Raw genomic sequence first — 23,082 nt, 5'->3', positions numbered from 1 at the left:
CTAAAATATATTTTCAAGTATAACCGAGAGCCATGCCCAATGCAATGTCCCTATTTGACGATTCTCACAAAAACTTTCTTCCCGATTTTCAGCACATCCCCGTTTACCATCACCACATCCAGGTCCTCCGCCTTTTCCTGATTGATCGACACGCCGCCCTGCTTTAATACCCTCTTAAATTCACTGTTGCTGGCCGCAAAACCGTGCTCTGTAAGCAGCGGCACGATGTCCGACAGCCGGTCCTTTTCAGGATCGATCAAGAGTTCCGGGATCTGATCCGGGATCTTTTTTTGGCTGAATGCGCGGTCATAGTACTCCATGGCCTGCTGCGTCTCCTCATCACTGCTGTACAGACCGGTAATGATTGAAGCCAGGCGGTATTTCACATCTCTGGGATTTTTCCCCGTTTCCAGTTCTTTCTTTATCTCTTCGACCGTATCCGGATGTTCGTCCGTGGCCAGCTCAAAGTACCTTACAATCAGGGAATCCGGGATCTCCATCACCTTCTTGAATATAATATTGGCGGGCTCTGAAACACCGATATAATTACCCAGGCTCTTGCTCATCTTTTCCACACCGTCCAGCCCTTCCAGAAGCGGCATAAACATGGCGATCTGCGGTTCCATTCCCATGGCCTTCTGCAACGTTCTGCCCATCAGGATATTGAAAGTCTGATCGGAACCGCCCATCTCAATATCCGCCTTCAGCTCCACAGAATCATATGCCTGCATCAGAGGGTAAAAGAATTCATGCAGTCCGATAGGCACATTGCTGCGGTAGCGGTTCTGAAAATCATCCCTCTCCAGCATACGCGCGACTGTGGTCACCGAGGCCAGCCTTAAGATTTCCTCAAAATTCAGTCCGGCCAGCCACTCGCTGTTGTAACGCACAACGGTCTTCTCCTTATCCAGCACGCGGAAGATCTGCTCAAAATACGTCCTGGCATTCTCCTCAACCTGCTCTTTGGACAGCGCGTTTCTGCCCTTGGATTTGCCGCTGGGATCGCCGATCCGGCCGGTGAAATCGCCGATCACAATTACGGCAGTATGCCCCAGGTCCTGCATCTGGCGGATCTTTCTTAGGACCACCGCATGGCCCAGATGAATGTCCGGCGCGCTGGGATCCAGCCCCAGCTTTACCACCAGCCCTTTTCCTTCCTGTCTGGAGCGGATCAGTTTCTGGCGCAGCTCCTCTTCGTTTACCAGCATGTTTACGCCTTTTGTGATAATCCTCATCTCTTCATCCACTGTTTTCATTTTGATACTCTCCTTTGATTGATTTCTTCAGACAGAAAAGGATGTTGATGCCTGCGGCGGGTCGCTCTGGTGACAAAGTGCATTCCTGACGCAGTGCGATCCTAAGCGGAGTTTTTTTGTTCAATAAGCGTATGATTCTATAGAACAAAAAAACTCCCGTCCTATGCAAAAGGACGAGAGTCAGCTCCCGTGTTACCACCTTTATTTTACAGACAGCTCGCGCTGTCTGCCTCTTTGAGTACTCCATAGAAAATGGGTAATACTCTAGCACTATAACGTGTGCAGGGTTCCGTCACAGCCTACCGGGCAAGCCTTTCGGTGTGAAGCTCCAAGATGTATTCATAATCAGTATCCATGCACCTCTCATCAACCGGTCACTTTCTGTTCGGCATCCTGATCATTACTTCTTCTTTTCATCGCTTTTCTATCTCTGACGGCGGCAGCATGTCGCTGCCGCCGTTTCGCTATTCAGTTTTCTAAGATTATATCCGCTGTTCTTTCATTTGTCAAGCCGCATTTTCAGTTTCCTGAATTTTGACTAAAATCTCCTCTATGTGCTTGCTGTCCGATTTCGTTATAGTAATTTGAAGGTTTTTCCAAGTAAACTGCTCTCCCTGTGCGGGGATCCGTTCACAGAGCTTTGTGATCCAGCCTCCGACCGTGGCGGACTCTTCGTCCTCCTCCGTAACACCCAGCTCATCAAAAACCTTATCCAGGCTGGCAGCGGCCAGCACCCTGTATTCTTTGTCCGAAATTTTTACCATATCCAGAACCACCCGGTCATGTTCGTCCCAGATTTCCCCCACCAGCTCTTCAATGATATCTTCTAATGTGACAATACCCTCTGTCTGCCCGTACTCATCCAGCACAACGGCCAGATGGGATTTAGAGGCCTGTAAAAGCTTCATGAGCTTGGATATCTTGGTGGACGGAGGCACCAGCACAGGCGGCGTCATCGCATCCGCGATCCTCTTTTCGGAATGCAGCACATAATTATGAAAATCTTTTTCATGCAGGATCCCAACGATGTGATCGATATTCTGCCGGTAAACAGGGAGTCTGGAAAAGCCGGTTTCCCGAAAGATCCGTGCGACCTCCTGCTCATCCGCATCCAGCGGCACGGCCGCCACAGCGATCCGCGGGGTGATCACATCCACCACATCCAGATCCTTAAACTCGATGGCGCTGCGGATCAGCTCGCTCTCCTGTTCATTGATGCCACCGCAGTCTTCGGCCTCTTCCACCATGGTCAGCAGCTCCTCATCCGTGATAGATCTGTCATCCCCGGATTTAAAGAGTTTTGACAGCACCTTTTTCCACTGCATGAATATGTAGTTCACCGGTGATAAGAGCTTAAGCAGCACCCCCAGTATCGGGGCGGAAAACATGGCAAACCGGTCCGGCATATCCCTGGCGATGCTCTTAGGCGATATTTCCCCGAAGATCAGCACCAGAACGGTCATCACCACAGTGGATACCGTCACACCGGCGTCTCCGAAATACTTCGTGAATATAACGGTTGCCAGAGACGCCGAGGCGATATTTACGATATTGTTTCCGATCAGTATCGTGGAAAGCAGACTGTCGTAGCTCTCCGACTGCTTCAATACCAGCGCCGCTCTCCGGTTACCGCCCGCCGCCATGTTTTTTAACTTCAGCCTGTTAAAGGTAGAATACGCCGTCTCCGTGGCCGAGAAATAGGCCGACATCATGATCAGTCCTGCTAATACGAATATAAGGGGGATACTGTCACTTTCCATTATTTAAATCACACAATCCTTTCTTGTCACCAGCCGAAGGCTGATGACCTGCGCATACCTGAAAATCATTCCAACAACCCGGTACCAGTACATCTACTCGCCCAGCTTACCGGCCACAAAGAGCCCCGCGCAAAGCGCGGCAACGCCTGTCACCACCGGCAGCACGCTTAGGCCGGCCAGATCCGACTTCATCAAAATTGCGATGGGGGATGCGATAATCAGACCCAATATGGCATAATATGCCACGGTCTCCGCCTTTGAGAAAATGAACTCGATCAGCTTGGCGATCAGAAAGATCCCCAGCACCACTCCGATTCCAAAGGGCACAAGGATTCCCAGACCGTGCAAAATGCCTTCAACATTTCCGCCGGTCACGGAAAGTATAAACTGGTTGATCTCCTTTACCACCGGCATATAGTAGCCCATGATGGTCAGCACCATGGAACCGCTGACACCGGGAATCACCATCGTGGCCGAAGCGATAAGGCCCACAGCCGCGAGAATCAGACCGTCCAGTATCCCTGTCTTAAGCTCCACCTGCCGTCCGGAGGTGTTGCCAAACCAGGTCATGCCGATCACGAGCAGGAAGAATAGGGCAAACGCCAGCGCATATCCTGCATTGAACTTTTTCCCTTTCACCTTTTTCACTATAATCGGCAGACATCCGACGATCAAACCGATAAACAACATATTGGTCTGAAAGGGATAATGGCCGAAAAGCCATTCAATCACAAAGGACAGCCCCACTATTCCCAGCAGCATGCCGGCCAGATAAGGGCACAGTGTTTTTATGCTGTTCTTAAAATCCTTGAAGATATTTGTTATGGCAGAGATTAGTTTATCGTAAATACCCATGGACACTGCCATCGTACCGCCGCTGACACCCGGTATGATATTGGCCACTCCGATGATAATGCCTTTCATCAGTTCTTTTATAAGTCTTTTTGCTCGGTTCATAACTGTTTATTTTCTGCTCCTTCTTTTTGCTGTTTCCACTCTGTTATCCGGCGAGCGGTCAGGGAGAATTTTCACCGCCCAATCCGCCATCCGCTTCCCGAAGGGCAGCAATGCCAGAGTTGTCACCACATTAAATATGGTATGTATATTTGCGATCTGCATGGACGGATTTTCAGGCGACAGCAGACGCACGAGGTCTGTGAACGGTGTCAGAACACACAGGGCAATAAATATCACCGTTCCGATCACATTGAACAGCACATGGATCACCGTCGTCCTTTTTGCATCGGTGCTGGTGCCGATCGCTGCGAGCATTGCGGTAACGCAGGTACCGATATTCTGTCCGCACACCACATAAACCGCGTCCCCCAGGCCGATCATGCCGGAAGAAGCCAGCATCTGCAGTATCCCCACGGAAGCGGAGGAGGATTGTATCAGCGCCGTAAATACGGTCCCTGCCAGCACACCGATAAACGGATTTCGAAAGGTTGTCATCCACTTAAGAAACAGCGGGGAATTCTGCAGCGGCAGCATAGCGCGCCCCATAATCTCCATGCCGATCAAAAGCACGCCCAGCCCTGCAAACATCTCCCCTGCGCTTTTCGCGGCGGGCCTTTTCACAAATACTACCAGGATCACGCCGGTAAATGCCAGTATCGGAGCGAGTGCGCCCAGATTCAGAGCGATCAGCTGTCCTGTAACCGTAGTTCCGATATTGGCTCCCATGATGATCCACACCGCCTGATACAGCGTCATCATACCGCTGTTTACAAAGCCGACAACCATGACCGTCATAGCCGAAGAGGACTGGATGACCGCCGTCACCAGCGTGCCTATGAGCACGCCTCTCGCCCTCCCGCCGGCCAACACCGCAATCAGCTTTTTCATGCGGTCTCCCGCCGCCGTCAAGAGCCCCTCCTCCATCATCTGCATGCCGTATAAAAAGAGGGACAGGCCGGTCAGCAGCATTAAAAAATCTGCAGTTTTCATAGAAAACCTTTCCCAAAATAAACTCTTCTTTAACGTTTATTCGGGAAATCCTGCGCTGATACCTGTTTTGGGCAACTTATTGCGGCTTAAGCCATCCGTAACTTACCATCTTTTAACGGCCTTAGCAAGTGCTGCAGGCAATTCTTAACATGTTCTTTACGATCATTCCTTGGTCTTTCCCAAAAAAGGTAGTATAATGTTAGTGCATAAATTATGATCATCCGACTGTTCAGGAAAGGAACCCGCTATGTACGCTCTTTCAAAAAATATCCGGCAGCACAAGGCTTTCGATCCAGGTATCACCGCCGTATTGCTGGCCCTGGCAACCTTAATCTCCTATCTGTTTACGGAAACCACACAGAACACCACCAATGTAGCCGTGGTATACATGCTGTTTGTGGTGCTGGTCGCCCGTTATACCTCCGGACATCTCTGGGGTGTCCTGGCTTCTGTCGCCGGTGTCATCGGAGTAAATTTCTTTTTCACCTATCCCTTTATGCAGTTGGATTTCACCAGGAGCGGCTATCCCATAACCTTCATCGGCATGCTTGCCATCTCGCTGATTACGAGCGCCGCCACCGCACAGGTGAAGGAGCAGGCCCGCATCACCGCTGAACGCGAAAAGGTCATGCAGCAGCTCAATGAGATCAGCCGCAGCCTGCTCACCGCAGAAGATATACCCCAAATCATCACGCTTACGCTGGATTACCTGTACACATTCACCGGTTCCCCCGTCATCCTGTACACAGAGGATCCGATCATGAGTTCCGGGCCGGCGGCCCAGCCGCAGGCCCGGGGAGTTTCCTCCGTTTTTCTGCTTAAGGAAGAACGCCAGGCGGCCCATCAGGCCTATGTATCCGGCAGGCCGTCGGGTATCGGCACCGCAAATCCACTGTCATCTTCCTGCCTGTATCTTCCGTTTTTATCGGGCGAGGATGTGCTCAGCGTGCTGGGAATCGGCTGTGCGGCAGGCAAGCCGCTGCGCCCCGACGCGCTCACATTTTTAAACCTGATGATTCCCCAGGTTGTGATGGCTATGGAAAAGCAGCGCCTTTCGGACACGCACCAAAAACTGGCCATTGAAAGCGAAAAGGAAAAGACCCGTGCCAACCTTCTTCGCGCCGTATCCCACGACCTGCGCACCCCGCTTACCAGCATGATCGGCTCCAGCGCCACTTATCTGGAGGCGAAGGATTACTTAAGCGAATCCGACAAGGACGCGCTGATTGGCCAGATCCATGAGGATTCCAACTGGCTGTTAAACATGGTGGAAAACCTGCTCACTGTCACAAGGATCAACAATGAAAACGCCAATGTCAACAAACATCCCGAACCGCTTGAGGAGGTTGTATCCGAAGCGGTGCTGCGGCTGAAAAAGAGGCTGCCCCAGGCAGCGGTCACCGTGCATATCCCGGCGGATTTCCTGATGGTGTCCATGGATGCCACGTTAATTGAACAGGTGATCATCAATCTGCTGGAAAACGCGGTCAAGCATTCCCACACGGACCGTCCCATCGAGCTGAATGTAACAGAAATGAGTGATCATATCCGTTTTGAAGTGAAAGATTACGGCACCGGCCTGCGGGAAGATTTGCTGCCCACGCTGTTTGACGGAAGCGCCGGCTATGAAAGCGGCAGCAGCGACGCGTCCAAGGGTATGGGCATCGGCCTCTCCATCTGCAAAACCATCATCCATTCCCACGGCGGGACCATCACCGCAGCCAACCATCCGGACGGAGCAGTATTCACATTTACGCTACCCTATGAAGGAGAATCTGATTATGGCAAATAGAGTTACCATTCTGATCATCGAGGATGAACAAAACATCCGCAGCTTTATGGAGGCCACGCTTCGGGCCAACAGCTACAGGACTTTCGCCTGTGCTTCCGGACGTGAAGCGCTCTCCGTCATCACCTCGCACTGCCCGGATATCGTTCTGTTAGATCTGGGGCTGCCCGATATTGACGGAACAGAGGTGCTGAAGCAGGTCAGGAGCTGGTCAGGCATCCCGGTCATCGTAATCTCTGCCCGCACCCAGGAAAAAGAAAAGGTGGCGGCGCTGGATCTGGGCGCCGACGATTATATCACCAAGCCTTTCGGCACGTCGGAGCTGCTGGCCCGCATCCGCACCGCGATCCGCCACAGCCCGGATGCAGGAGGCGCCGGACGCCAGAAAAATATCTTTCAGGTGAAGGACCTTGTAATCGATTTTGACAAACGGATCGTATTTGTGGATGAAAAGGATGTCCATCTGACGCAGATAGAGTACAAACTCGTATCCCTGCTCGCCAAAAATGCGGGGCGGGTGCTGACCTACGATTCCATCATCACCAGGATCTGGGGACCTTACGCGGACCACAACAACCAGATTCTGCGGGTCAATATGGCCAACATCCGGCGTAAAATCGAAAAAAATCCCGGTGACCCCCAGTATATCTTCACGGAAATCGGCGTCGGCTACCGCATGGCGGAGGAAGACTGACAATCTGTCGAAAAGCCAATCCTCCCGCCTCAGTACGATCCTAAACGGAGCGTGTTTCATTTCATAAGCCGTACTTTCTTATAAAACAAATGAAAGACAGAGCACAGAAGTTATGTATACAGCTTCTGCGCTCTGTCTCTTTATTCGTCTTTCTGTTTCTTTCTCTTTTTCACACATTCCGTCAGCAGGTATTCGATCTGTCCGTTAATGGACCGGAAATCATCCTCCGCCCAGGCCGCCAGTTCATTCCACAGTGAGGGAGAGAGCCTAAGCAGAACCTGCTTTTTACTTTTCTCTTTATCATTGTTTTTTTCAGGCAATGCGCATCCCACCCTTCACTTTCTGATCGTTTTAATAAATAGAACCGCTGTTCACGATCGGCTGCGCATCCTTATTGCCGCACAGAACCACCAGCAGGTTGCTGACCATGGCAGCCTTTCTCTCCTCATCCAGATCCACCACGGCGTTCTGGCTTAACTGCTCTAACGCCATCTCCACCATGCCTACCGCGCCTTCCACAATCTTCTTGCGGGCTGCTATTATGGCAACCGCCTGCTGCCTCTGAAGCATGGCTGCAGCGATCTCCTCAGCGTAAGAGAGATGGGTGATGCGGGCTTCCGTGATTTCAATGCCGGCAGCTTCCACGCGGGACTGCAGCTCCTCTTTCATCTTATCGGCAATTTCCTGGCTGCTCCCTCTTAAGGATTTCTCGTCACTGTCCTCTTCGGATGCGTCGTAGGGATAAAGCCTTGCGATATTACGGACGGTGGAATCGCACTGGATGGAGAGGAAGGACTTATAATTATTGACATTAAAAACCGCTTTCGTCGGATCCACCACTCTCCAAATCACAACGGTACCGATGATAATCGGGTTGCCAAGCACATCATTGACCTTCTGCTTCTCATTGTTCAGCGTCATAGTTTTCAAAGATACCTTACGGCTTAAGGAAGATTCTCCCAGCGTCACGCTGGCGCCGCTTCCTCCCGCATTGACTGCGATAGCGCTGGCCTTCACCGTGGGATTTACAGCGGACACGAAGGGATTCACCCAATAGAATCCTTCCCGGCGCAGGGTTCCGTAATAATTACCAAACAGCACCAGCACGATCGCCTCTCTCGGATTGATCACCTTAAATCCGGGAAGAAGGAAACATAGAAGGACACACAGCACAATCCCTGCCGCCAGCAGCACGCCGCCCGGCACGTTTTGACCCTGCTCTAACAGGATACAGCTGAATACGATGGCGGCAATCGAGACTGCAAATCCAAGAATGACTCCGGCAAGCACCTTAAATCCGCTTACGGGATGCAGTTCCTTTTCCTCATAGTTCATTCTCTCGGTTTCCATAGAAGTTCCTCCTTGTAGTTGTCCGGCTTCTTCCGGTTTCATTTTATTATATAAATGATATCGTTTTGATATTAATTAGATAATACATCTCTATTTCATTCTTGTCAATAGGCAATATTAAATATTGACAGTTTAGCGCAATATGCTATTCTATAATCAGAGGATCTCGTAGGGCGCCGCACGGACGCACTTGAAAAATACCGGATGCTGATACACAGCATCCGGTATTTTGTGTCTTTCAGGAGTTACTGTCCTTATCTTCTCTTCCTTGGCGGCGCAATATGGATCGCTTCCCCCTTCGCGCTCTCTGCCGCTTCCGTAACGGCCTCATAAAATGTGGGATGAGCCCGCATCACCTTTACCAGGGCCGCATAATCCAGTCCGTTTTCAATTGCCAGGGCCAGCTCTCCGATCATATCCGTGGCGCGCGCGCACATCAGCTGGGCTCCCAGCAGGATCTCCGTATCCTTCTCAAAAACCAGTTTTATGAATCCGCGTTCCTGCTTTGTGAGCAGGGATTTTCCATTGGCGGACATCACAAACTTTCCGCACATTACTTCTCTGCCTGATTTCTTTGCTTCCTCCTCGGTAAGGCCCACACAGGCGATCTCGGGATCCGTATAGACGCAGCTGGGGACCAGGTTCACATCCACAGACCGCGGTACGCCGCACATGTCCTCCACGGCGGCGATCCCCTGGGCGCTGGCCAGATGGGCCAGCTGCATACCTGGAATCATATCGCCGATTGCATAGACGCCGTCCAGGCTGGTCTTAAAATGATCATCCACCACTATCCTGCCGCGGTCCGCAGCGATCTCCACATCTTCATCTGTTAAGCCTGTTAAACATGCGCTCCGGCCCACCGCTATCAGCACCCGGTCCGCGTAAAGATCCAACGCCTTCCCCTTAGAGGTCAGACGGCAGATACATTCTCCGCTTTCTTCATCCTTGCTGATTTCTTCCACGCTGCTATCGGTGTAAGAGGTGATGCCGCGTTTTTTGAGAATCATCTTCAGGTTCTGCGAAATTTCACGGTCCATGGCGGGCAATAGCTGCGCTTCTGCTTCCACAATGGAGATCTCCCATCCATAGGATGCAAATACAGTGGCAAATTCCACACCGATCACACCGCCTCCGATGATCACCAGCCGCGTCCCCTCCGGCGGCTCCCGCAGCAGATCGTCGCTGCTTACCACCTCCGCCAGCCCGGCGCCCGGGATCCGTATCTTTGCCGGAGCGGAGCCCGCAGCTAAGAGCACATGCGAGGCTGTGCAGCAGACAGTTTCTCCCTCCTCTCCGGCGATGCTGATCCTCCGGTCTTTATGCAGGCAGGCGCTGCCGCGGTACAGCGTCACACCGTTTTGTTCCAGCAGACTGCGCACGCCTTCCCTTAACTGCTTCACGCTTTCCTCTTTATACTCATAAACGGATTTCATGTCATAGCCGACAGCTGCTGCCGTAACTCCAAATCTGGCGCATTCCTTCACATCCCGGTAGACCTGCGCGGCATGAAGGAGCACTTTTGTCGGAATGCATCCCCGGTTCAGGCAAGTCCCTCCCACCTGCCCTCGCTCGGCCACCGCTGTCTTCATTCCCAGTTTTGCCGCCCTGATCGCCGCCACATATCCGCCCGGTCCGGCGCCGATCACAAATAAATCATAATGCTCCATTTTCTTCCTCCCCGTCCGTAAGAATCAGTTCCTGCAGGTCTGTTCTGATCCTTTCTTCCTCTGCAGAACCGGCAGTCAGCAATCCCAGCCTCGACGCCATTTCCTTCCTGTCAAATACACAGCCCTTTAAAATCTTCGCCGCCTCTTCCATCAGATCCGGATACATGGCGTCCGAATAGCACAGGGCATCGGCTATCCTCCCCCCCTCCGCCATCAGCTGCACCTCCGCGTTCCCCCAGGGAAAACGCCGTTGGAACACCCGCGTAAAAGGAATCTTTCTGCCATAAATCCATTCCCAGGATGCATATCGGCATTTCAGCCCGGCCAGCCGTTCCTTCTCAAACCGGCTTTCACTAAAACGCGCGGACGGCAGGCCATATACCTCCTCAAACGCTGCCACAAGCATCCTTTTCCAGTCCTCTGCCGTCATATCCGGCCGGTATGCCGACAGATTGGCCACCCTGGAACTCACCGAGGAGACTCCTTTGGATTTAAGCTTATCCGCAGAAACCTGCAGGTAGGCGGACAGTCTCTCCATATCCACATCCACTAACAGCGTTCCATGGTGGTAACTCCGGTCCTTCGCACTGTAAAATGCATTGCCGGAGACCTTCCGCCCTTCTGCCGTCACATCATTCCTTCCTGTTTTCTCCGCCGGTATGCCACAGGCTGACAGCGCCCGCAGTATCACTTCCAGCTGCCGGTCCACATCGTAATAATCCTCCCGTGCTAAAAAAGTGAAGTTTAAATTTCCCAGATCATGGAAGACCGCGCCGCCGCCGGAGGATCTCCTGGCCAGAACCCCCCCGTCTGCGATCAGCTTCTCCACCCTGCATTCCTTCCAGGCATTCTGATTGCGCCCGATCACCACGGTACTGCGGTTCTGCCACAGATACAGGATGACTTCCTCCGGTCCCAGAAGCTCCAGCAGATGTTCCTCCCGGGCCAGGTTCTCATAGGGATCGGTGCAGACGGTATCCGCAACGCTTAACTGCCTGATCATTCTGTTTCCGCCTCATATTTCAGTTTCGGATGCCGGGCCGCCGTGACTTCATCCAGCCGGCGCACAGCCGCAGTCAGCGGAAGCTCATGCATTGCCTCCGGTTCCCTGACCGCTCTCTCCTTTAATTTCCGAAATACCCGGATCACCTCATCCATCGTTTCTTTGGACTCCGTTTCCGTGGGCTCCACCATCAGAGCTTCCGGCACGATCAGCGGGAAATACATGGTCGGCGGGTGGATGCCGTCATCCAGCAGCCCCTTGGCTATATCCAGGGCAGAAACGCCGGTCTGTTTTTTCAGTTCTTCCAGGCACATGACAAATTCATGCATGCACAGGCCCGGACAGGCCATGTCATAGTCGCGTGAAAGCTCCGCTTTCATGTAGTTGGCATGCAGCACCGCATATCTCGCCGCATCCGGTATGCCTTCCCTGCCCAGGGTCAGAATATAGGCAAGAGCCCGGATTACAACCAGGAAATTGCCGTAAAAGGCTTTCACCTTTCCGATGGAATGCTCCGGTGTCTCCAGCCGGTAGGGGCCGTCTCCCTCCACCGTGGGACCAGGCAGGAATTCAGCCAAAAGCGCCTTGCAGCCCACCGGACCGCTTCCCGGACCTCCTCCGCCGTGAGGGGTGGAAAAGGTTTTATGCAGATTTAAATGCACCACATCAAATCCCATATCGCCGGGACGCACGATGCCAACCACAGCGTTTAAGTTGGCCCCGTCGTAATAATTCAGCCCTCCGGCCTCATGGACGATCTTTGTGATCTCCAAAATATTTTTGTCAAACAGACCCACCGTATTGGGATTGGTCAGCATCAGACCTGCCGTATCCTCTCCCACTGCTTCTTTGAGAGCCGTCAGATCCACACATCCGTCCGGCCCAGACGGGATGCTCACCACGGTAAATCCCGCCATAGAAGCGCTGGCCGGATTGGTTCCGTGGGCGGAATCCGGCACAATGATCTTTCTGCGCCCAAAATCCCCCCTGTGTTCGTGATAGGCCTTGATCAGCAGCAGACCGGTAAATTCGCCGTGGGCGCCTGCCGCCGGCTGGAATGTCATCCGGTCCATCCCGGTAATCTCACACAGCAGAGTCTCCGCCAGCTTCAGCGCGTGCAGGCATCCCTGAACGCTGCTCTCCGGCTGGAGAGGATGTATCTTCGTAAATCCGGGCAGCGCGGCTGCCGTTTCATTAACCTTGGGGTTGTATTTCATCGTGCAGGAGCCCAGAGGATAGCAGCCGTCGTTAACGCCAAAGGTTCTGCCAGCCAGCTTCGTGTAGTGCCTGCTGATCTCATTTTCCGATAGTTCAGGCAGAAGCAGCGTCTTTTTTCGCAGCAATTCATCCGGATAGCTCTTTACCGGCACATCGCAGGGAGGGAGCAGATCCAGGCGGTGTCCGCCGCAGCTCTTTTCAAATATCAGTTTCATAATCCGCCTCCTCTTTCTGTCATCTTCTTCAGCAGTCCGGTCAGCTCATCCATGTCCTCCCTGCTGTTCTTTTCCGTACAGCACCAGAGAATCCGGTCCTCTGCAAGCGGCAGACCGCCAAGGATGCCGACCTTTTCAAGCTGTTTCTCCACCTCTCCTGCCGGGATGGGCGATGTTGTGACAAACTCATGGAAGAAAGGGCGTGACCCGTACACAGGAAGGAACCCGGCTTCCTTCAGCCCATTTCTTAGATAGGCGGCCTTTGACGCGCACAGAGACGCTGCCTGCGCCATCCCCTCCGCTCCCATAGCCGCCATATACACCGCCATGGTCATCGCGCAGAGCGCCTGGTTGGAGCAGATATTGCTGGACGCCTTTTCCCTGCGGATATGCTGTTCTCTGGCCTGCAGGGTCAGCACGTAGCCTCTCCTGCCTTTTGCATCCACCGTTTCGCCCGCGATTCTGCCGGGCAGCTTTCTGGTCAGATCCGCCGTGCAGGCCATAAATCCCAGATAAGGGCCTCCATAACCCAAAGGCATTCCCAGAGGCTGGCCGTCGCCCACCGCAATATCTGCGCCGCATTCCCGCGGTGTTTTCAGTATGGCCGCCGCGATGGGGTTGATTCCCATGATATATTTGCCGCCGGCCTGATGTACCGCTGCTCCCAGCGTACCGGCATCCTCTATGAGCCCGTAATAGTTGGGCTGCTGCACATAAAGGCATGCGGTCTGCGCATTGCTGTAGGCGGCAGCAAATTCTATATCCGTCATCCCATCCTTTTCAGGTACCAGCAGAAATTCCATCCCGTTTCCAAAGCAGTAGGTGCGGATTGTGCGGATCGTATCCGGATGGGCCGTAGCGGATACCAGCACCTGATTTCTCTTCCTGTCCCTGCACATGGCGGCTGCTTCCGCAGCAGCGCTTGCGCCGTCGTACACGGATGCGTTGGACGCATCCATACCTGTCAGCCTGCAGATCATTGTCTGATATTCAAATATGGACTGGAGTACGCCCTGGCTTACTTCCGCCTGATACGGCGTATATGTGGTCAGAAACTCCTCTTTTGACACCACACTCTTTACGATCTGCGGTATGTAGTGATCATACGCTCCTGCTCCTCGGAATACGGACCGGAAAACCTGATTTTGTGACGCCAGGCGTTCCATATATGCGAGAACCTCCATCTCGCTGCGTCCAGGCGGCAGGTCCCATTTCCCCTTTTTTCTCACCTCGGACGGGATATCCGCAAACAGCTCATCCAGGCTGCCCACTCCCACCGACGCCAGCATTTCCTCTCTCTCCTGGACGGATGTGGCTATATAGCTTCCCATATCATACCTCATTTCTGCCCGGTTCTTTGATCCGCGCACACTTTCATCCGCTGAACCCTATTCAGCCTTCATTCTCCACAAAATCCTCATATTCCTTTGCTGTCATCAGCTCCTCGCGCTCTCCGGCGTCTTTTACGCGGATCAGCCAGGCCTCATAGGGGGATTCATTGATCAGCTCCGGAGCATCCAAAAGCTCCTCATTCACCGCATCCACCACGCCGGTCACCGGGCTGTACACATCGGATACAGCCTTGACGGACTCCACATCCGCGAACGGTTCCCCGGCCGCCACTTCGTCGCCTTCCATCGGCAGATTCACAAATACGAGATCTCCCAGCTGCTTCTGGGCGTAATCGGTCAGCCCGATCTCCAGACATCCGTCATCCGTCTCCTTCACCCATTCATGGGATTTTGTGTACTTCAGTTCCTTTAAGTCCATTTGCTTTCCCTCCATATATGTAGTATTAGATCAGGCTTATTTCGCCCTCTTATAAAACGGCAACGCCACCACCTCGGCATCAATCATCCTGCCCCGCACCAGGGCTTTCACAGCCGTGCCGGGCTGCGTATACGGCATTTCCAGCATGGCCATAGCCGCCGGATATCCCAGATACGGGCAATGGGTTCCGGATGTGGAGAACCCGATGCTGCGGTCCCCTGCAAAGATTTCTGCCTGTTCCCGGATAATACCTCTGCCCGTCACCTTAAGGCCCACGCGTTTTCTGGAAGGCTCCCCTTTTTCCAGAATCGCATTTTTACCGATAAAATCATCCTTTTTCATCTTCACCGCAAAGGGTAAACCCGCCTCAAGCGGCGTGATATTCTCATCCATCTCATGTCCGTACAGCGGCATCGCCGCTTCCAGACGAAGCGTATCCCGGCAGCCCAGCCCGCAGGGGATCAGGCCCTCTTCCCGTCCGCTTTCAAGCAGCAGATTCCACATTTCCTCAGCCCGGTCTGCCCCCAGATAAATTTCATAACCGTCTTCCCCCGTATATCCGGTCCTGGAGATCAGGCAGTCCGTTCCCTGAATATCCGCATGGAACTTTCCGTAGTAATACTTTTCCGGTATATCCTCTTTACCGGCTATTCTGCATAAAATGTCATGGGAGCGCGGCCCCTGAAGAGCGATCTGCGCCACGCGTTCCGATATATCCAGAATCTTGGCCTCACCGCCCATATGTTCCTTCATCCAGTCATAATCCTTATCCTTATTAGATGCATTGACCACAATCAGATATGCCTCTTCCTCTATCCTGTAGACGATCAAATCGTCCACAATCCCGCCGTTTTCACAGCACATGGGACTGTAGCGTGCCTGACCGTCCGCCATTCCTTTAAAATCATTGGTCAAAAGCATTTGCAGATTCTTCAAAGCATCCCTGCCGCAAATGATCAGTTCTCCCATATGGGAGACATCAAACAGGCCTGCTTTCTGCCGCACCGCCATGTGTTCGGCGATCACACCGGTCTCATACTGAACCGGCAGCAGGTAGCCTGCAAAGGGTACGATCTTGCCATGTGCTGCAACATGACAGTCATACAGCGGGGTTTTCTTTTCCATTATATCCTCCTTTCACTGTCACCAACTGAAAGATGATGACCCGCGCACACTTTCCGTGTGCTTCGCTTTGGCGGCGCAAACACCCTACCGCAAAAAAACAGGGGCAAAAAAGATCATTTTATATGATCTCTTTGCCCCTGTCTGTTTACCTGAAAGATTCACTTCGTCGGTACGTTGCCGTTTTCCAGAGTTTCGTCCAAATCTGATCCTTTTGCCTGAGAGTTTGTCGCGGCTTCCCCTTCGGCGCTGCACTTGCTGCAGTCTCTTTCAGATTCTTCATCCGAATATTCAATTCAGTTCACATACTGCCCAAATTCAGTATACGTTCCGCCGCCTTTTTTGTCAACCTGCTTTATCGGCAGCTGTGAATCATAGCAGTTACTTCACCACGGCTCTGCGCCCCAGCAGATACCACAGCCCATACAGTATGATCGAGACAGCAAGAAATGTTATAATAGCCGGAACCGGATTCCCCACATTAAACCCCAGCAGCCGAAACATCTGCTCCAGCAGAAAACGGCTGGCACGGTTATTCAGCAGCAGATCGTCCACCAGCGGAAATCCTACGAACGGGACACCCCACAATCCGATGGACAGGGCAATCTTACCCCTGCGCCCAATGCGGTAATACAGCATGGTGATGAAATATCCTGCACAAAAGGCTGCCAGGTATACGGCAAAAAACATCAGGAATTTCACCAGCAGCACCAGCACCGCATTATTCTGTAAAAACCAGTCCTGATACAGGCCCGCCAGGACGCTGGTGAAATACAGATTCGGCTGAATTCTGTGAAACAACCCTCCGATTGCCATCAGAATCATGTCAGCCACCGCCATAAACGCACAGAGAGAAAGAGAATATACCACCCTGCTCTTCCAGATGCTTTTCCTGGAAATACCGTTCTGCAGAAACATAAAAAACTGTTCTTTGAAGCTGTTTAACCCCACAACAAACAGGAAGATACCCGTACACATCTCCAGCCCGTTAAAGCTTGAATAGGTTTCGCCGTCGTTTTTCGTCAGCATGCCCACTATAAAAAAGAAGGCAACGACCAGTATAATTACGCTGTAATAGATACAGAGTGTCCTTTTCACATCACTCCATTGATACTTGATTGCTTTATTCATGAGTTCCTCCATCATAATAGAAATTTCAAGCGTTATCAGGAATTCGTCAGCTGAATGAACAGGCTCTGCAGATCCAGCGGTGAGATTTCCAGTCCATCCGGTACCGACGTTCTGTCACAGCGCTCCATAATATAGACTGATTTAAGCCCGCCTAACACGCTGCTGCCCAATACATTTCTGCCCTGTATATAGCGGTCCACAGCCGCTGTGCTGCCGCTTACGGTATATCCCTGGGAAAGGAGCTCCTCTCTGGACTGGTCTTTTAAAATCCTGCCGTTTTTAATGATGATAATGCCGTCAATTACGGCGGATACCTCTTCAATCAGATGGGTGGAGATCACAATCGTAGACGGATGCTCCGAATATTTCTCAATGAGCACCCGGTAAAACAGATCCCTGTGATTGGCATCCAGCCCGAGCACCGGCTCATCTAACAGCACATAGGGCGTGTTCACCGAGAGCGCCACAATCACTTTAAATATTGAGGCGTATCCGGTCGAAAGCTCCCGCGCCTTTTTCTTTACATTCAGCCCAAACTTTTCCGCCAAAAGCAGCGCATATTCCATATCAAACTCTGGATAAAACTCGCCAGTCCACTGAAACACCTCCCGGATGCGCATACTCTCCGGATAATAATTTTTCTCGCTCATCAGATAGACTTTCCTTAGGGCTTCATCATTTTCCCTGGCGGGCATACCGTCTATGGTAACCTGGCCGCTGTCCGCGAAGATTCGATTGGTAATGATGTTAAGCAGCGTGCTCTTTCCGGCGCCGTTCCTGCCCAGCAGTCCGTAAATCCGTTCCGGTTCAAATGTCAGGCTCACCCCGTCCAGCGCGCATGTATCACCAAAATTCTTTGTCACGTTATTTACTACAATTCCGCTCATACTATGTCCTCAAACCCTTTCTCTATCATTTCCTTAATCTCTGCTGCAGACAGCTCCAGCCTTCTGGCCTCTGCGATCATCGCTTCAATGTAATCCTGATAAAAAGTATCCTTTCTCTTCTGCCGCAGCTTCCTGACGGCTCCCTCCGCTACAAACATGCCAACACCCCTTTTCTTATACACAATCTCCTGATCCACCAGCAGGTTGATTCCCTTTAACGCGGTGGCGGGATTTATCTTGTAGTTTACGGAAAACTCTGTAATGGAAGGGATCTGGCTCTCCTCCGGGAAGGCTCCTGACAGGATCGAGTCCTCTATGCCTTCCGCAATCTGTATGAAGATCGGACGATCATCCTCAAACTTTATCTGCACTTAACACCCTCCTTGTCTTTTAGTTAGTTACTCAAGTAACTAACTAATAAGGATGATAACATAGAATGCCGGAACTGTCAACCGTGAATAGAAACAATTTTTGTATTAATTCACATCTGTCGTAAATTTCCCGCGCATGGCGGGAAAAATAGTGCAAAAGCAGGCGTTGAGCTTGCTCATAAGACGTCTGAACTGTTACGATATAGAAACAAAATTTAAATTTTACTGATTTAGCACTTGACATATTATACTGTTATAATTATAATAACAGTATAGAAACTGTTACAAATATTATAACAGTATAAATCAATACTCTAACAACACTTGACCGTCCATATATCGCGGTTAAGTGCTCACACAAACAGCGGTACATAACCGCAGAGAGGAGCTTTTCATGAAAAAAGCAGATGCAGTGATCATTGGGTTCGGTAAAGGCGGAAAGACGCTGGCAGGCGCCCTGGCAGGCGCTGGCAAGAGTGTGATTATGATTGAGAAATCGGAAGAAATGTATGGAGGAACATGTATTAACGTTGCCTGTATTCCTACTAAATCCCTCATACACAGCGCAGCGCTCTCCGCCGCCGCGGGCGGGGAATTTTCCGACAAAGCCGCAAGATATGCGGAGGCCATCGATAAAAAAAACCTCCTCACCTCTACTCTCCGGAATAAGAATTACCATAAACTGGCTGACCATCCGGGCATCACCGTGCTGACCGGAACAGCCTCTTTTACAGGGCCGCACAGTGTAAATGTGGAAACGGCTGACGGCACAGTTTTAGTGGAAGGCGGGCAGATCTTCATCAATACGGGGGCAAGGCCCTTCGTCCCCCCCATTCCGGGTTTGAAGGAAAGCAGATATTTCTATCTGAGTGAAACCATGATGGAGCTTAGAGAGCTTCCACGTCGTCTTGTCATCATCGGAGGCGGCTATATCGGCATGGAATTTGCTTCTATGTATGCAAATTTCGGCTCTGAAGTGACCGTTATCCAGGATGGGGAGGCTTTTCTGCCGAGAGAAGACCGGGAAATCGCACAGGCCGTTCTTTCGAGCCTTAACAGCCGCGGTATCCGTGTGCTGCTGTCCGTCCAGGTTGAAAAGGTGGAGGATCAGGATGATCAGGCAGTCGTCACGCTCAAGACTCCGGACGGATCCCTGGAGCTTACTGCCGACGCAGTTCTGGCCGCCACAGGCCGCCGTCCCAATGTATCCGGCCTGAACCCGGAAGCGGCCGGCGTTGAACTGACCTCACGCGGTGCGGTTCTTACCGATGCGCAGCTTAAAACCAGCGTGCCGCATATATGGGCCATGGGCGACGTGGCCGGCGGGCTGCAGTTCACCTATATCTCTCTGGACGATTTCCGTATCGTGAAATCGCAGCTTTTGGGTGACGGGAGCCGTACGACACAGAACAGGGGAGCCGTTCCGTACAGTGTATTTCTGGATCCACCATTTTCCAGAGTCGGGCTTACCGAGCAGGAAGCCCTCGAACAGGGATTTCATGTGGGCGTCGGCAGACTCCAGGTAGCGGCGATTCCCAAGGCATTGGTGCTGAATAACACCACAGGGCTCCTAAAGGCGGTCATCGATCTGGATACTGGCCGCATCCTTGGAGCACATCTCTTCTGCGAAGAGTCCCATGAGATGATCAATCTGGTCAAGCTGGCCATCGACGCAGGCCTTCCCTATACATTGCTGCGCGACAGTATCTACACCCATCCAACCATGAGCGAGGCCTTTAACGAACTGCTTACCAATATTGTACCCAGCCGCGTCTGACCCGCACCTATTGAAAAGAATCCCGCTCGCGGGATTTTCCGCCTGCGGCGGGTCGCCCTGGCGACATAATACCTTCCCGCCGCAGTGCGATCCTAAGCGGAGCGTTTTTGTTCAATAGAAAGGGCCGTCCATGAAAGTCATTCTTTCACGGACGGTCCCTTTACCGGTCACCTTTTTTCTTTTATCCGGACATGGCAGCTCATGCAGCGCACCTTTGCCTCATATACCGGGTCAGCCGGGTAAAATCTCGTACTGAACACGGTCTCCCCCTCATTTATAAAAATCTCCAAACTGGAACTGTCTGCAAGAATCCTCAAAGAATCCAGGCGGCCGATGAGCTTCTGCTTTCTCTTTCTGCCGGCGCCGAGCCTGGAATCCGTAAATTCAACCGCAAACAATCCCTGTGCCGCGGCATAGCTGATCTTAAGGTCTCCCGCCAGCACCAGGCTAAAATCCGCATTTTTTATGGAGTCTATGCCCATCTCATATAAGACCAGGCCAGGTATGACATGCTCTTTCGAGCACTGTACGCTGCGCGCCGCATTCCAGAACCCATCCAGCTCTCTGGCCGGCTGCTGCAGGATGTGCCCATGGGACGCCCTCAGTTCCCGCAGAACTGTGAGCGCATGCTCCCATCCCCTGGCTGCTGTCGGATCTTTATACTCCCTGCTGTCCAGCCCCATGCGCGCGATCAAAAGCCTCCGGCCGTCTGCGGTTAACATGGTCTGCGGGGCATAGAAATCAAAACCCTCATCCCAATCCGTAAACCCTGACAGACGGTACTCACTGTCTAAATCCCCTTCCACCGTAAAATATCCGGACCGGTCGGCTGATGCCCACGGAGTCTCCCCTAATCCGGCGCCTCTGCAGGACACCGACAATATACGCTTATGATCCATCCAGAACATATCGGCATGTTCCCACTGATAGCCAAATTTCTTCTCCGGGGCCAGCTCATTTGTAAAGCTCCAGTCCATGCCGTCCTCCGACCTAAAGAGCAGCGCAGCGCCTCCCCTCTGACCCAGAGAAGCTCCCATAACCATGTAAAAGCTTTCGCTTTCCTTCCACACCTTCGGATCGCGCGCACAGCCCCGGGCGGCCTTAAGAAGCTGATTCTCAACCATAACAGGCTGCTTACCGCCAAACAGCCTGCCGTCATGGCTCGCCGCCAATATGGTGGTAAGCTTATGCTGCGAATCCTGCGCGCTGTCTGCGCCTTCTCCGGTATAATAAAGTCTCAGGATGTCTTTATCTTCCAGCGCGGAACCGGAATACAGGCCGCGGCTGTCAAATGGCTGGTCCGGCAGCAGAACCGGGCCCTCATCAGCCCAGTGCACCAGATCGCGGCTGGTACAATGTTCCCACAGATGGGAAATCTCCCTTTCTTTGAGCGGAGCATAACACAGAAACACGTGATACAGCCCTTGAAACTGGCAGAAACCGCAGGGGGCTTCCAGGCGTCCGAAAGGGGGCATTATATGAAACTGAAGACGATAGGAATCCCTTCGCACGGTTTTTATATTGCAATGCATGACAGCGCTGAACTGTTCTTTTAGTTTATCATGAAGCTCGCCGTTCATTTACCCACCTCTTCCGATTCCATTTCAAAATACTGTGTCAATATCTCGGCAGCTTCCTGTACCAGGCGCTTGCAGGGACGCTTTTTATAGTAATCGACGGTGCGTTCCTCCGGCCTGGCACTCTGCGGGGCCCGGTCCAGTCCCAGCAGTTCCCGGCAGATGATCGTACCGTTATTTTCCCGAAATCGGCCCGCCAGTTCCCGCATCACTTCATAATTGTGCTTTTTCGCATCGCTGTCCCTGCCGTCTGTGCTCCCGGTCTCCAGCCCACAGACCAGCGCCATGCCGGAAACCGTACCGCATACCTCGCGCATCCTCCCCATACCGCCGCCAAAAGATGCGGATATCTTAAGTGCCGTCTCCCGGTTCATCCCATACCGGTCGCAGAACGCAGCAAATACACTCTGGCAGCAGTTATATCCTTCTTCGAACAGACTCACGGCCTCATTCACTCGGTCCATCTTCAAACTCTCCCTTCCCGCAAAGCGGCTGCTGCGCCTTGCAGTCCGCCGCAAAGATGATGCCGGCAGACCGGCGCGCTTCATCCATCACGTCCATTACCAGATGGATCATGTCATACCATCTCTGGCATTCCGCCAGATCTCCTCTCTCAAACAGCTTCAGGAACCACTCCAGCTCGTAATACATGGGCTGATCCATCAGCTGACCGTTCACCGTCACACTGTCCCTGCCGTTTATTTCTGCCCGTACATCGGTAAAAAAGCTGGGCGCATAAGGGCTGTAAAAGCTCCCGTCCTCTCCGTGTATGCTCACAAACTGATTGGCGTTGCAGTCTTTAGCGGCAGTGCATTCACACAGAAAATCAGGATAAGTCAATATTACCGTGCCGGACAGATCAATGCCGTTGTCGGCCTTATTGCAGAAATAATGTACACTTTCCGGTTTTCCGAAGAGCCCCAGCGCGGCTTCGATATTGTAGACATTCAGATCCATCAGTGCTCCTCCGGAGAAATCTGGATTAAAGATGTTGGGATTTTTTCCGGCTTTATAATCGTCGTACCTGGTGGAATATTTGCTGAAATTTCCCTGGAACAGCCGCATTCTGCCCAATTTATTGATATTTTCCTGAATCCAGATATAGTTGGGCATATGCAGGGTAATGATCGCCTCAAATAAAAACAGCTGCTTTTCTGCCGCCAGCGAGGTCAGCTCCCGGGCTTCCCTTCCGTTGGAGGTAAAGGATTTCTCGCAAATCACATGCTTGCCATGCAGCAGGGCCATGCGGCTGTGCATGAAATGCAGCCCGTTGGGGGATGCCACATACACAAAATCGATTTCCGGGGACTCCATAAATGCTTCCAGATCCGTATATACTCTGGCAACCCCATGGCGGTCCGCAAGGGCTCTTCCATTTTGCTCGCTTCTGGAATACACCGCCTCGCAGGATATGCTGCCGCCCTGTGATTTGAGCAGCTTAAGCGCATTTAAAAAGCGGTCCACAATAAATCCAGTTCCGATCGTACCAACTCTCATAACCATCCCTCCATACTTCTATCAGACAAAGCTGATGTTCTGTGCACT

At 52.2% G+C, this 23,082-nt stretch carries 20 protein-coding genes, 1 pseudogene, 1 riboswitch and 1 other annotated feature; of the genes and pseudogenes, 3 read left to right on the top strand and 18 right to left on the bottom strand.

Features of this window, described 5'->3' with window-relative positions:
* Positions 1-50 precede the first annotated feature (50 nt).
* The 4 genes and pseudogenes from tyrS to DWZ56_RS10750 all read right to left on the bottom strand — a co-directional run.
* Positions 51-1,256 (bottom strand): tyrosine--tRNA ligase, encoded by a 1,206-nt coding sequence (gene tyrS / locus DWZ56_RS10770; RefSeq protein WP_118556639.1) that lies wholly within the window; start codon positions 1,254-1,256, stop codon positions 51-53.
* 166 nt (positions 1,257-1,422) lie between these two features.
* Positions 1,423-1,682, bottom strand: a binding site (T-box leader).
* Between the two features lie 80 nt (positions 1,683-1,762).
* Entirely contained in the window at positions 1,763-3,016 is a 1,254-nt protein-coding gene (locus DWZ56_RS10760; RefSeq protein WP_118556638.1) for an HlyC/CorC family transporter, read from the bottom strand.
* A gap of 93 nt (positions 3,017-3,109) precedes the next feature.
* Positions 3,110-3,973, bottom strand: a complete 864-nt coding sequence (locus DWZ56_RS10755; protein WP_118556637.1) for a DUF368 domain-containing protein — start codon at positions 3,971-3,973, stop codon at positions 3,110-3,112.
* 45 nt (positions 3,974-4,018) lie between these two features.
* A pseudogene (locus DWZ56_RS10750) lies at positions 4,019-4,963 on the bottom strand (Na/Pi cotransporter family protein); the annotation flags it as partial.
* A gap of 247 nt (positions 4,964-5,210) precedes the next feature.
* Between DWZ56_RS10750 and DWZ56_RS10745 the strand changes: the two are divergent.
* Positions 5,211-6,755 (top strand): DUF4118 domain-containing protein, encoded by a 1,545-nt coding sequence (locus DWZ56_RS10745; protein WP_118556635.1) that lies wholly within the window; start codon positions 5,211-5,213, stop codon positions 6,753-6,755.
* Positions 6,745-7,446: a response regulator gene (locus tag DWZ56_RS10740; RefSeq protein WP_118556634.1), complete on the top strand. Its 702-nt coding sequence runs from the start codon at positions 6,745-6,747 to the stop codon at positions 7,444-7,446. The genes DWZ56_RS10745 and DWZ56_RS10740 overlap by 11 nt, the downstream gene beginning before the upstream one ends.
* A gap of 140 nt (positions 7,447-7,586) precedes the next feature.
* Here DWZ56_RS10740 and DWZ56_RS10735 read toward each other — a convergent pair whose 3' ends face one another.
* The 11 genes from DWZ56_RS10735 to DWZ56_RS10685 form a co-directional block, all read right to left on the bottom strand.
* Positions 7,587-7,766 carry an Arc family DNA-binding protein gene (locus tag DWZ56_RS10735; protein WP_118556633.1) on the bottom strand — a complete coding sequence of 60 codons (180 nt, stop codon included), beginning with the start codon at positions 7,764-7,766 and terminating at the stop codon, positions 7,587-7,589.
* 31 nt (positions 7,767-7,797) lie between these two features.
* Entirely contained in the window at positions 7,798-8,796 is a 999-nt protein-coding gene (locus DWZ56_RS10730; RefSeq protein ID WP_118556632.1) for an SPFH domain-containing protein, read from the bottom strand.
* A 254-nt stretch (positions 8,797-9,050) separates the two neighbouring features.
* On the bottom strand, positions 9,051-10,466 hold the full coding sequence (gene lpdA, locus DWZ56_RS10725; protein ID WP_118556631.1) for a dihydrolipoyl dehydrogenase: 1,416 nt from the start codon (positions 10,464-10,466) through the stop codon (positions 9,051-9,053).
* Positions 10,453-11,469, bottom strand: a complete 1,017-nt coding sequence (locus tag DWZ56_RS10720) for a lipoate--protein ligase (RefSeq protein ID WP_118556630.1) — start codon at positions 11,467-11,469, stop codon at positions 10,453-10,455. Before DWZ56_RS10720 ends, lpdA begins: the two co-directional genes overlap by 14 nt.
* Entirely contained in the window at positions 11,466-12,902 is a 1,437-nt protein-coding gene (gene gcvPB / locus DWZ56_RS10715; protein ID WP_118556629.1) for an aminomethyl-transferring glycine dehydrogenase subunit GcvPB, read from the bottom strand. Before gcvPB ends, DWZ56_RS10720 begins: the two co-directional genes overlap by 4 nt.
* A complete protein-coding gene (gcvPA, locus tag DWZ56_RS10710; RefSeq protein ID WP_118556628.1) occupies positions 12,899-14,233 on the bottom strand; it encodes an aminomethyl-transferring glycine dehydrogenase subunit GcvPA in 1,335 nt (444 codons plus the stop codon). Before gcvPA ends, gcvPB begins: the two co-directional genes overlap by 4 nt.
* Positions 14,234-14,294: 61 nt before the next feature.
* On the bottom strand, positions 14,295-14,672 hold the full coding sequence (gene gcvH, locus DWZ56_RS10705) for a glycine cleavage system protein GcvH (RefSeq protein WP_118556627.1): 378 nt from the start codon (positions 14,670-14,672) through the stop codon (positions 14,295-14,297).
* Positions 14,673-14,708: 36 nt separating this feature from the next.
* A complete protein-coding gene (gcvT, locus tag DWZ56_RS10700; protein WP_118556626.1) occupies positions 14,709-15,797 on the bottom strand; it encodes a glycine cleavage system aminomethyltransferase GcvT in 1,089 nt (362 codons plus the stop codon).
* 193 nt (positions 15,798-15,990) lie between these two features.
* Positions 15,991-16,077, bottom strand: a riboswitch (glycine riboswitch).
* 98 nt (positions 16,078-16,175) lie between these two features.
* Positions 16,176-16,925: a hypothetical protein gene (locus DWZ56_RS10695; protein WP_118556625.1), complete on the bottom strand. Its 750-nt coding sequence runs from the start codon at positions 16,923-16,925 to the stop codon at positions 16,176-16,178.
* Positions 16,926-16,960: 35 nt separating this feature from the next.
* A complete protein-coding gene (locus DWZ56_RS10690; protein ID WP_118556624.1) occupies positions 16,961-17,812 on the bottom strand; it encodes an ABC transporter ATP-binding protein in 852 nt (283 codons plus the stop codon).
* A complete protein-coding gene (locus DWZ56_RS10685; protein WP_118556623.1) occupies positions 17,809-18,183 on the bottom strand; it encodes a GntR family transcriptional regulator in 375 nt (124 codons plus the stop codon). Before DWZ56_RS10685 ends, DWZ56_RS10690 begins: the two co-directional genes overlap by 4 nt.
* A gap of 394 nt (positions 18,184-18,577) precedes the next feature.
* On the opposite strand from DWZ56_RS10685, the gene DWZ56_RS10680 reads away from it, so the two are divergent.
* Positions 18,578-19,960: an FAD-dependent oxidoreductase gene (locus DWZ56_RS10680; RefSeq protein ID WP_118556622.1), complete on the top strand. Its 1,383-nt coding sequence runs from the start codon at positions 18,578-18,580 to the stop codon at positions 19,958-19,960.
* A 167-nt stretch (positions 19,961-20,127) separates the two neighbouring features.
* Here DWZ56_RS10680 and DWZ56_RS10675 read toward each other — a convergent pair whose 3' ends face one another.
* The 3 genes from DWZ56_RS10675 to DWZ56_RS10665 are packed head-to-tail and all read right to left on the bottom strand — an operon-like array spanning position 20,128 to position 23,034.
* Complete coding sequence (locus tag DWZ56_RS10675; RefSeq protein WP_118556621.1) at positions 20,128-21,540, bottom strand: glycoside hydrolase family 32 protein; 1,413 nt, start codon at positions 21,538-21,540, stop codon at positions 20,128-20,130.
* Positions 21,537-22,001 carry a C-GCAxxG-C-C family protein gene (locus tag DWZ56_RS10670; protein WP_118556620.1) on the bottom strand — a complete coding sequence of 155 codons (465 nt, stop codon included), beginning with the start codon at positions 21,999-22,001 and terminating at the stop codon, positions 21,537-21,539. The genes DWZ56_RS10675 and DWZ56_RS10670 overlap by 4 nt, the downstream gene beginning before the upstream one ends.
* On the bottom strand, positions 21,985-23,034 hold the full coding sequence (locus DWZ56_RS10665) for a Gfo/Idh/MocA family protein (protein WP_158584535.1): 1,050 nt from the start codon (positions 23,032-23,034) through the stop codon (positions 21,985-21,987). The genes DWZ56_RS10670 and DWZ56_RS10665 overlap by 17 nt, the downstream gene beginning before the upstream one ends.
* Positions 23,035-23,082 lie beyond the last annotated feature (48 nt).

Source organism: Lachnotalea sp. AF33-28, assembly GCF_003477885.1.
In the GTDB taxonomy this organism is placed as follows: Bacteria; Bacillota; Clostridia; order Lachnospirales; family Lachnospiraceae; genus AF33-28.
This window is presented reverse-complemented; position numbering and strand designations above follow the sequence as displayed.

Coding starts and splice junctions, on each gene's coding strand:
- gcvT (WP_118556626.1), bottom strand. CDS start 15,797: ATGGAAAAGAAAACCCCGCTGTATGACTGTCATGTTGCAGCACATGGC.
- DWZ56_RS10720 (WP_118556630.1), bottom strand. CDS start 11,469: ATGATCAGGCAGTTAAGCGTTGCGGATACCGTCTGCACCGATCCCTAT.
- lpdA (WP_118556631.1), bottom strand. CDS start 10,466: ATGGAGCATTATGATTTATTTGTGATCGGCGCCGGACCGGGCGGATAT.
- DWZ56_RS10690 (WP_118556624.1), bottom strand. CDS start 17,812: ATGAGCGGAATTGTAGTAAATAACGTGACAAAGAATTTTGGTGATACA.
- DWZ56_RS10730 (WP_118556632.1), bottom strand. CDS start 8,796: ATGGAAACCGAGAGAATGAACTATGAGGAAAAGGAACTGCATCCCGTA.
- DWZ56_RS10760 (WP_118556638.1), bottom strand. CDS start 3,016: ATGGAAAGTGACAGTATCCCCCTTATATTCGTATTAGCAGGACTGATC.
- DWZ56_RS10665 (WP_158584535.1), bottom strand. CDS start 23,034: ATGAGAGTTGGTACGATCGGAACTGGATTTATTGTGGACCGCTTTTTA.
- DWZ56_RS10670 (WP_118556620.1), bottom strand. CDS start 22,001: ATGGACCGAGTGAATGAGGCCGTGAGTCTGTTCGAAGAAGGATATAAC.
- gcvPA (WP_118556628.1), bottom strand. CDS start 14,233: ATGGGAAGCTATATAGCCACATCCGTCCAGGAGAGAGAGGAAATGCTG.
- gcvPB (WP_118556629.1), bottom strand. CDS start 12,902: ATGAAACTGATATTTGAAAAGAGCTGCGGCGGACACCGCCTGGATCTG.
- gcvH (WP_118556627.1), bottom strand. CDS start 14,672: ATGGACTTAAAGGAACTGAAGTACACAAAATCCCATGAATGGGTGAAG.
- DWZ56_RS10740 (WP_118556634.1), top strand. CDS start 6,745: ATGGCAAATAGAGTTACCATTCTGATCATCGAGGATGAACAAAACATC.
- DWZ56_RS10695 (WP_118556625.1), bottom strand. CDS start 16,925: ATGAATAAAGCAATCAAGTATCAATGGAGTGATGTGAAAAGGACACTC.
- DWZ56_RS10680 (WP_118556622.1), top strand. CDS start 18,578: ATGAAAAAAGCAGATGCAGTGATCATTGGGTTCGGTAAAGGCGGAAAG.
- DWZ56_RS10745 (WP_118556635.1), top strand. CDS start 5,211: ATGTACGCTCTTTCAAAAAATATCCGGCAGCACAAGGCTTTCGATCCA.
- DWZ56_RS10675 (WP_118556621.1), bottom strand. CDS start 21,540: ATGAACGGCGAGCTTCATGATAAACTAAAAGAACAGTTCAGCGCTGTC.
- tyrS (WP_118556639.1), bottom strand. CDS start 1,256: ATGAAAACAGTGGATGAAGAGATGAGGATTATCACAAAAGGCGTAAAC.
- DWZ56_RS10755 (WP_118556637.1), bottom strand. CDS start 3,973: ATGAACCGAGCAAAAAGACTTATAAAAGAACTGATGAAAGGCATTATC.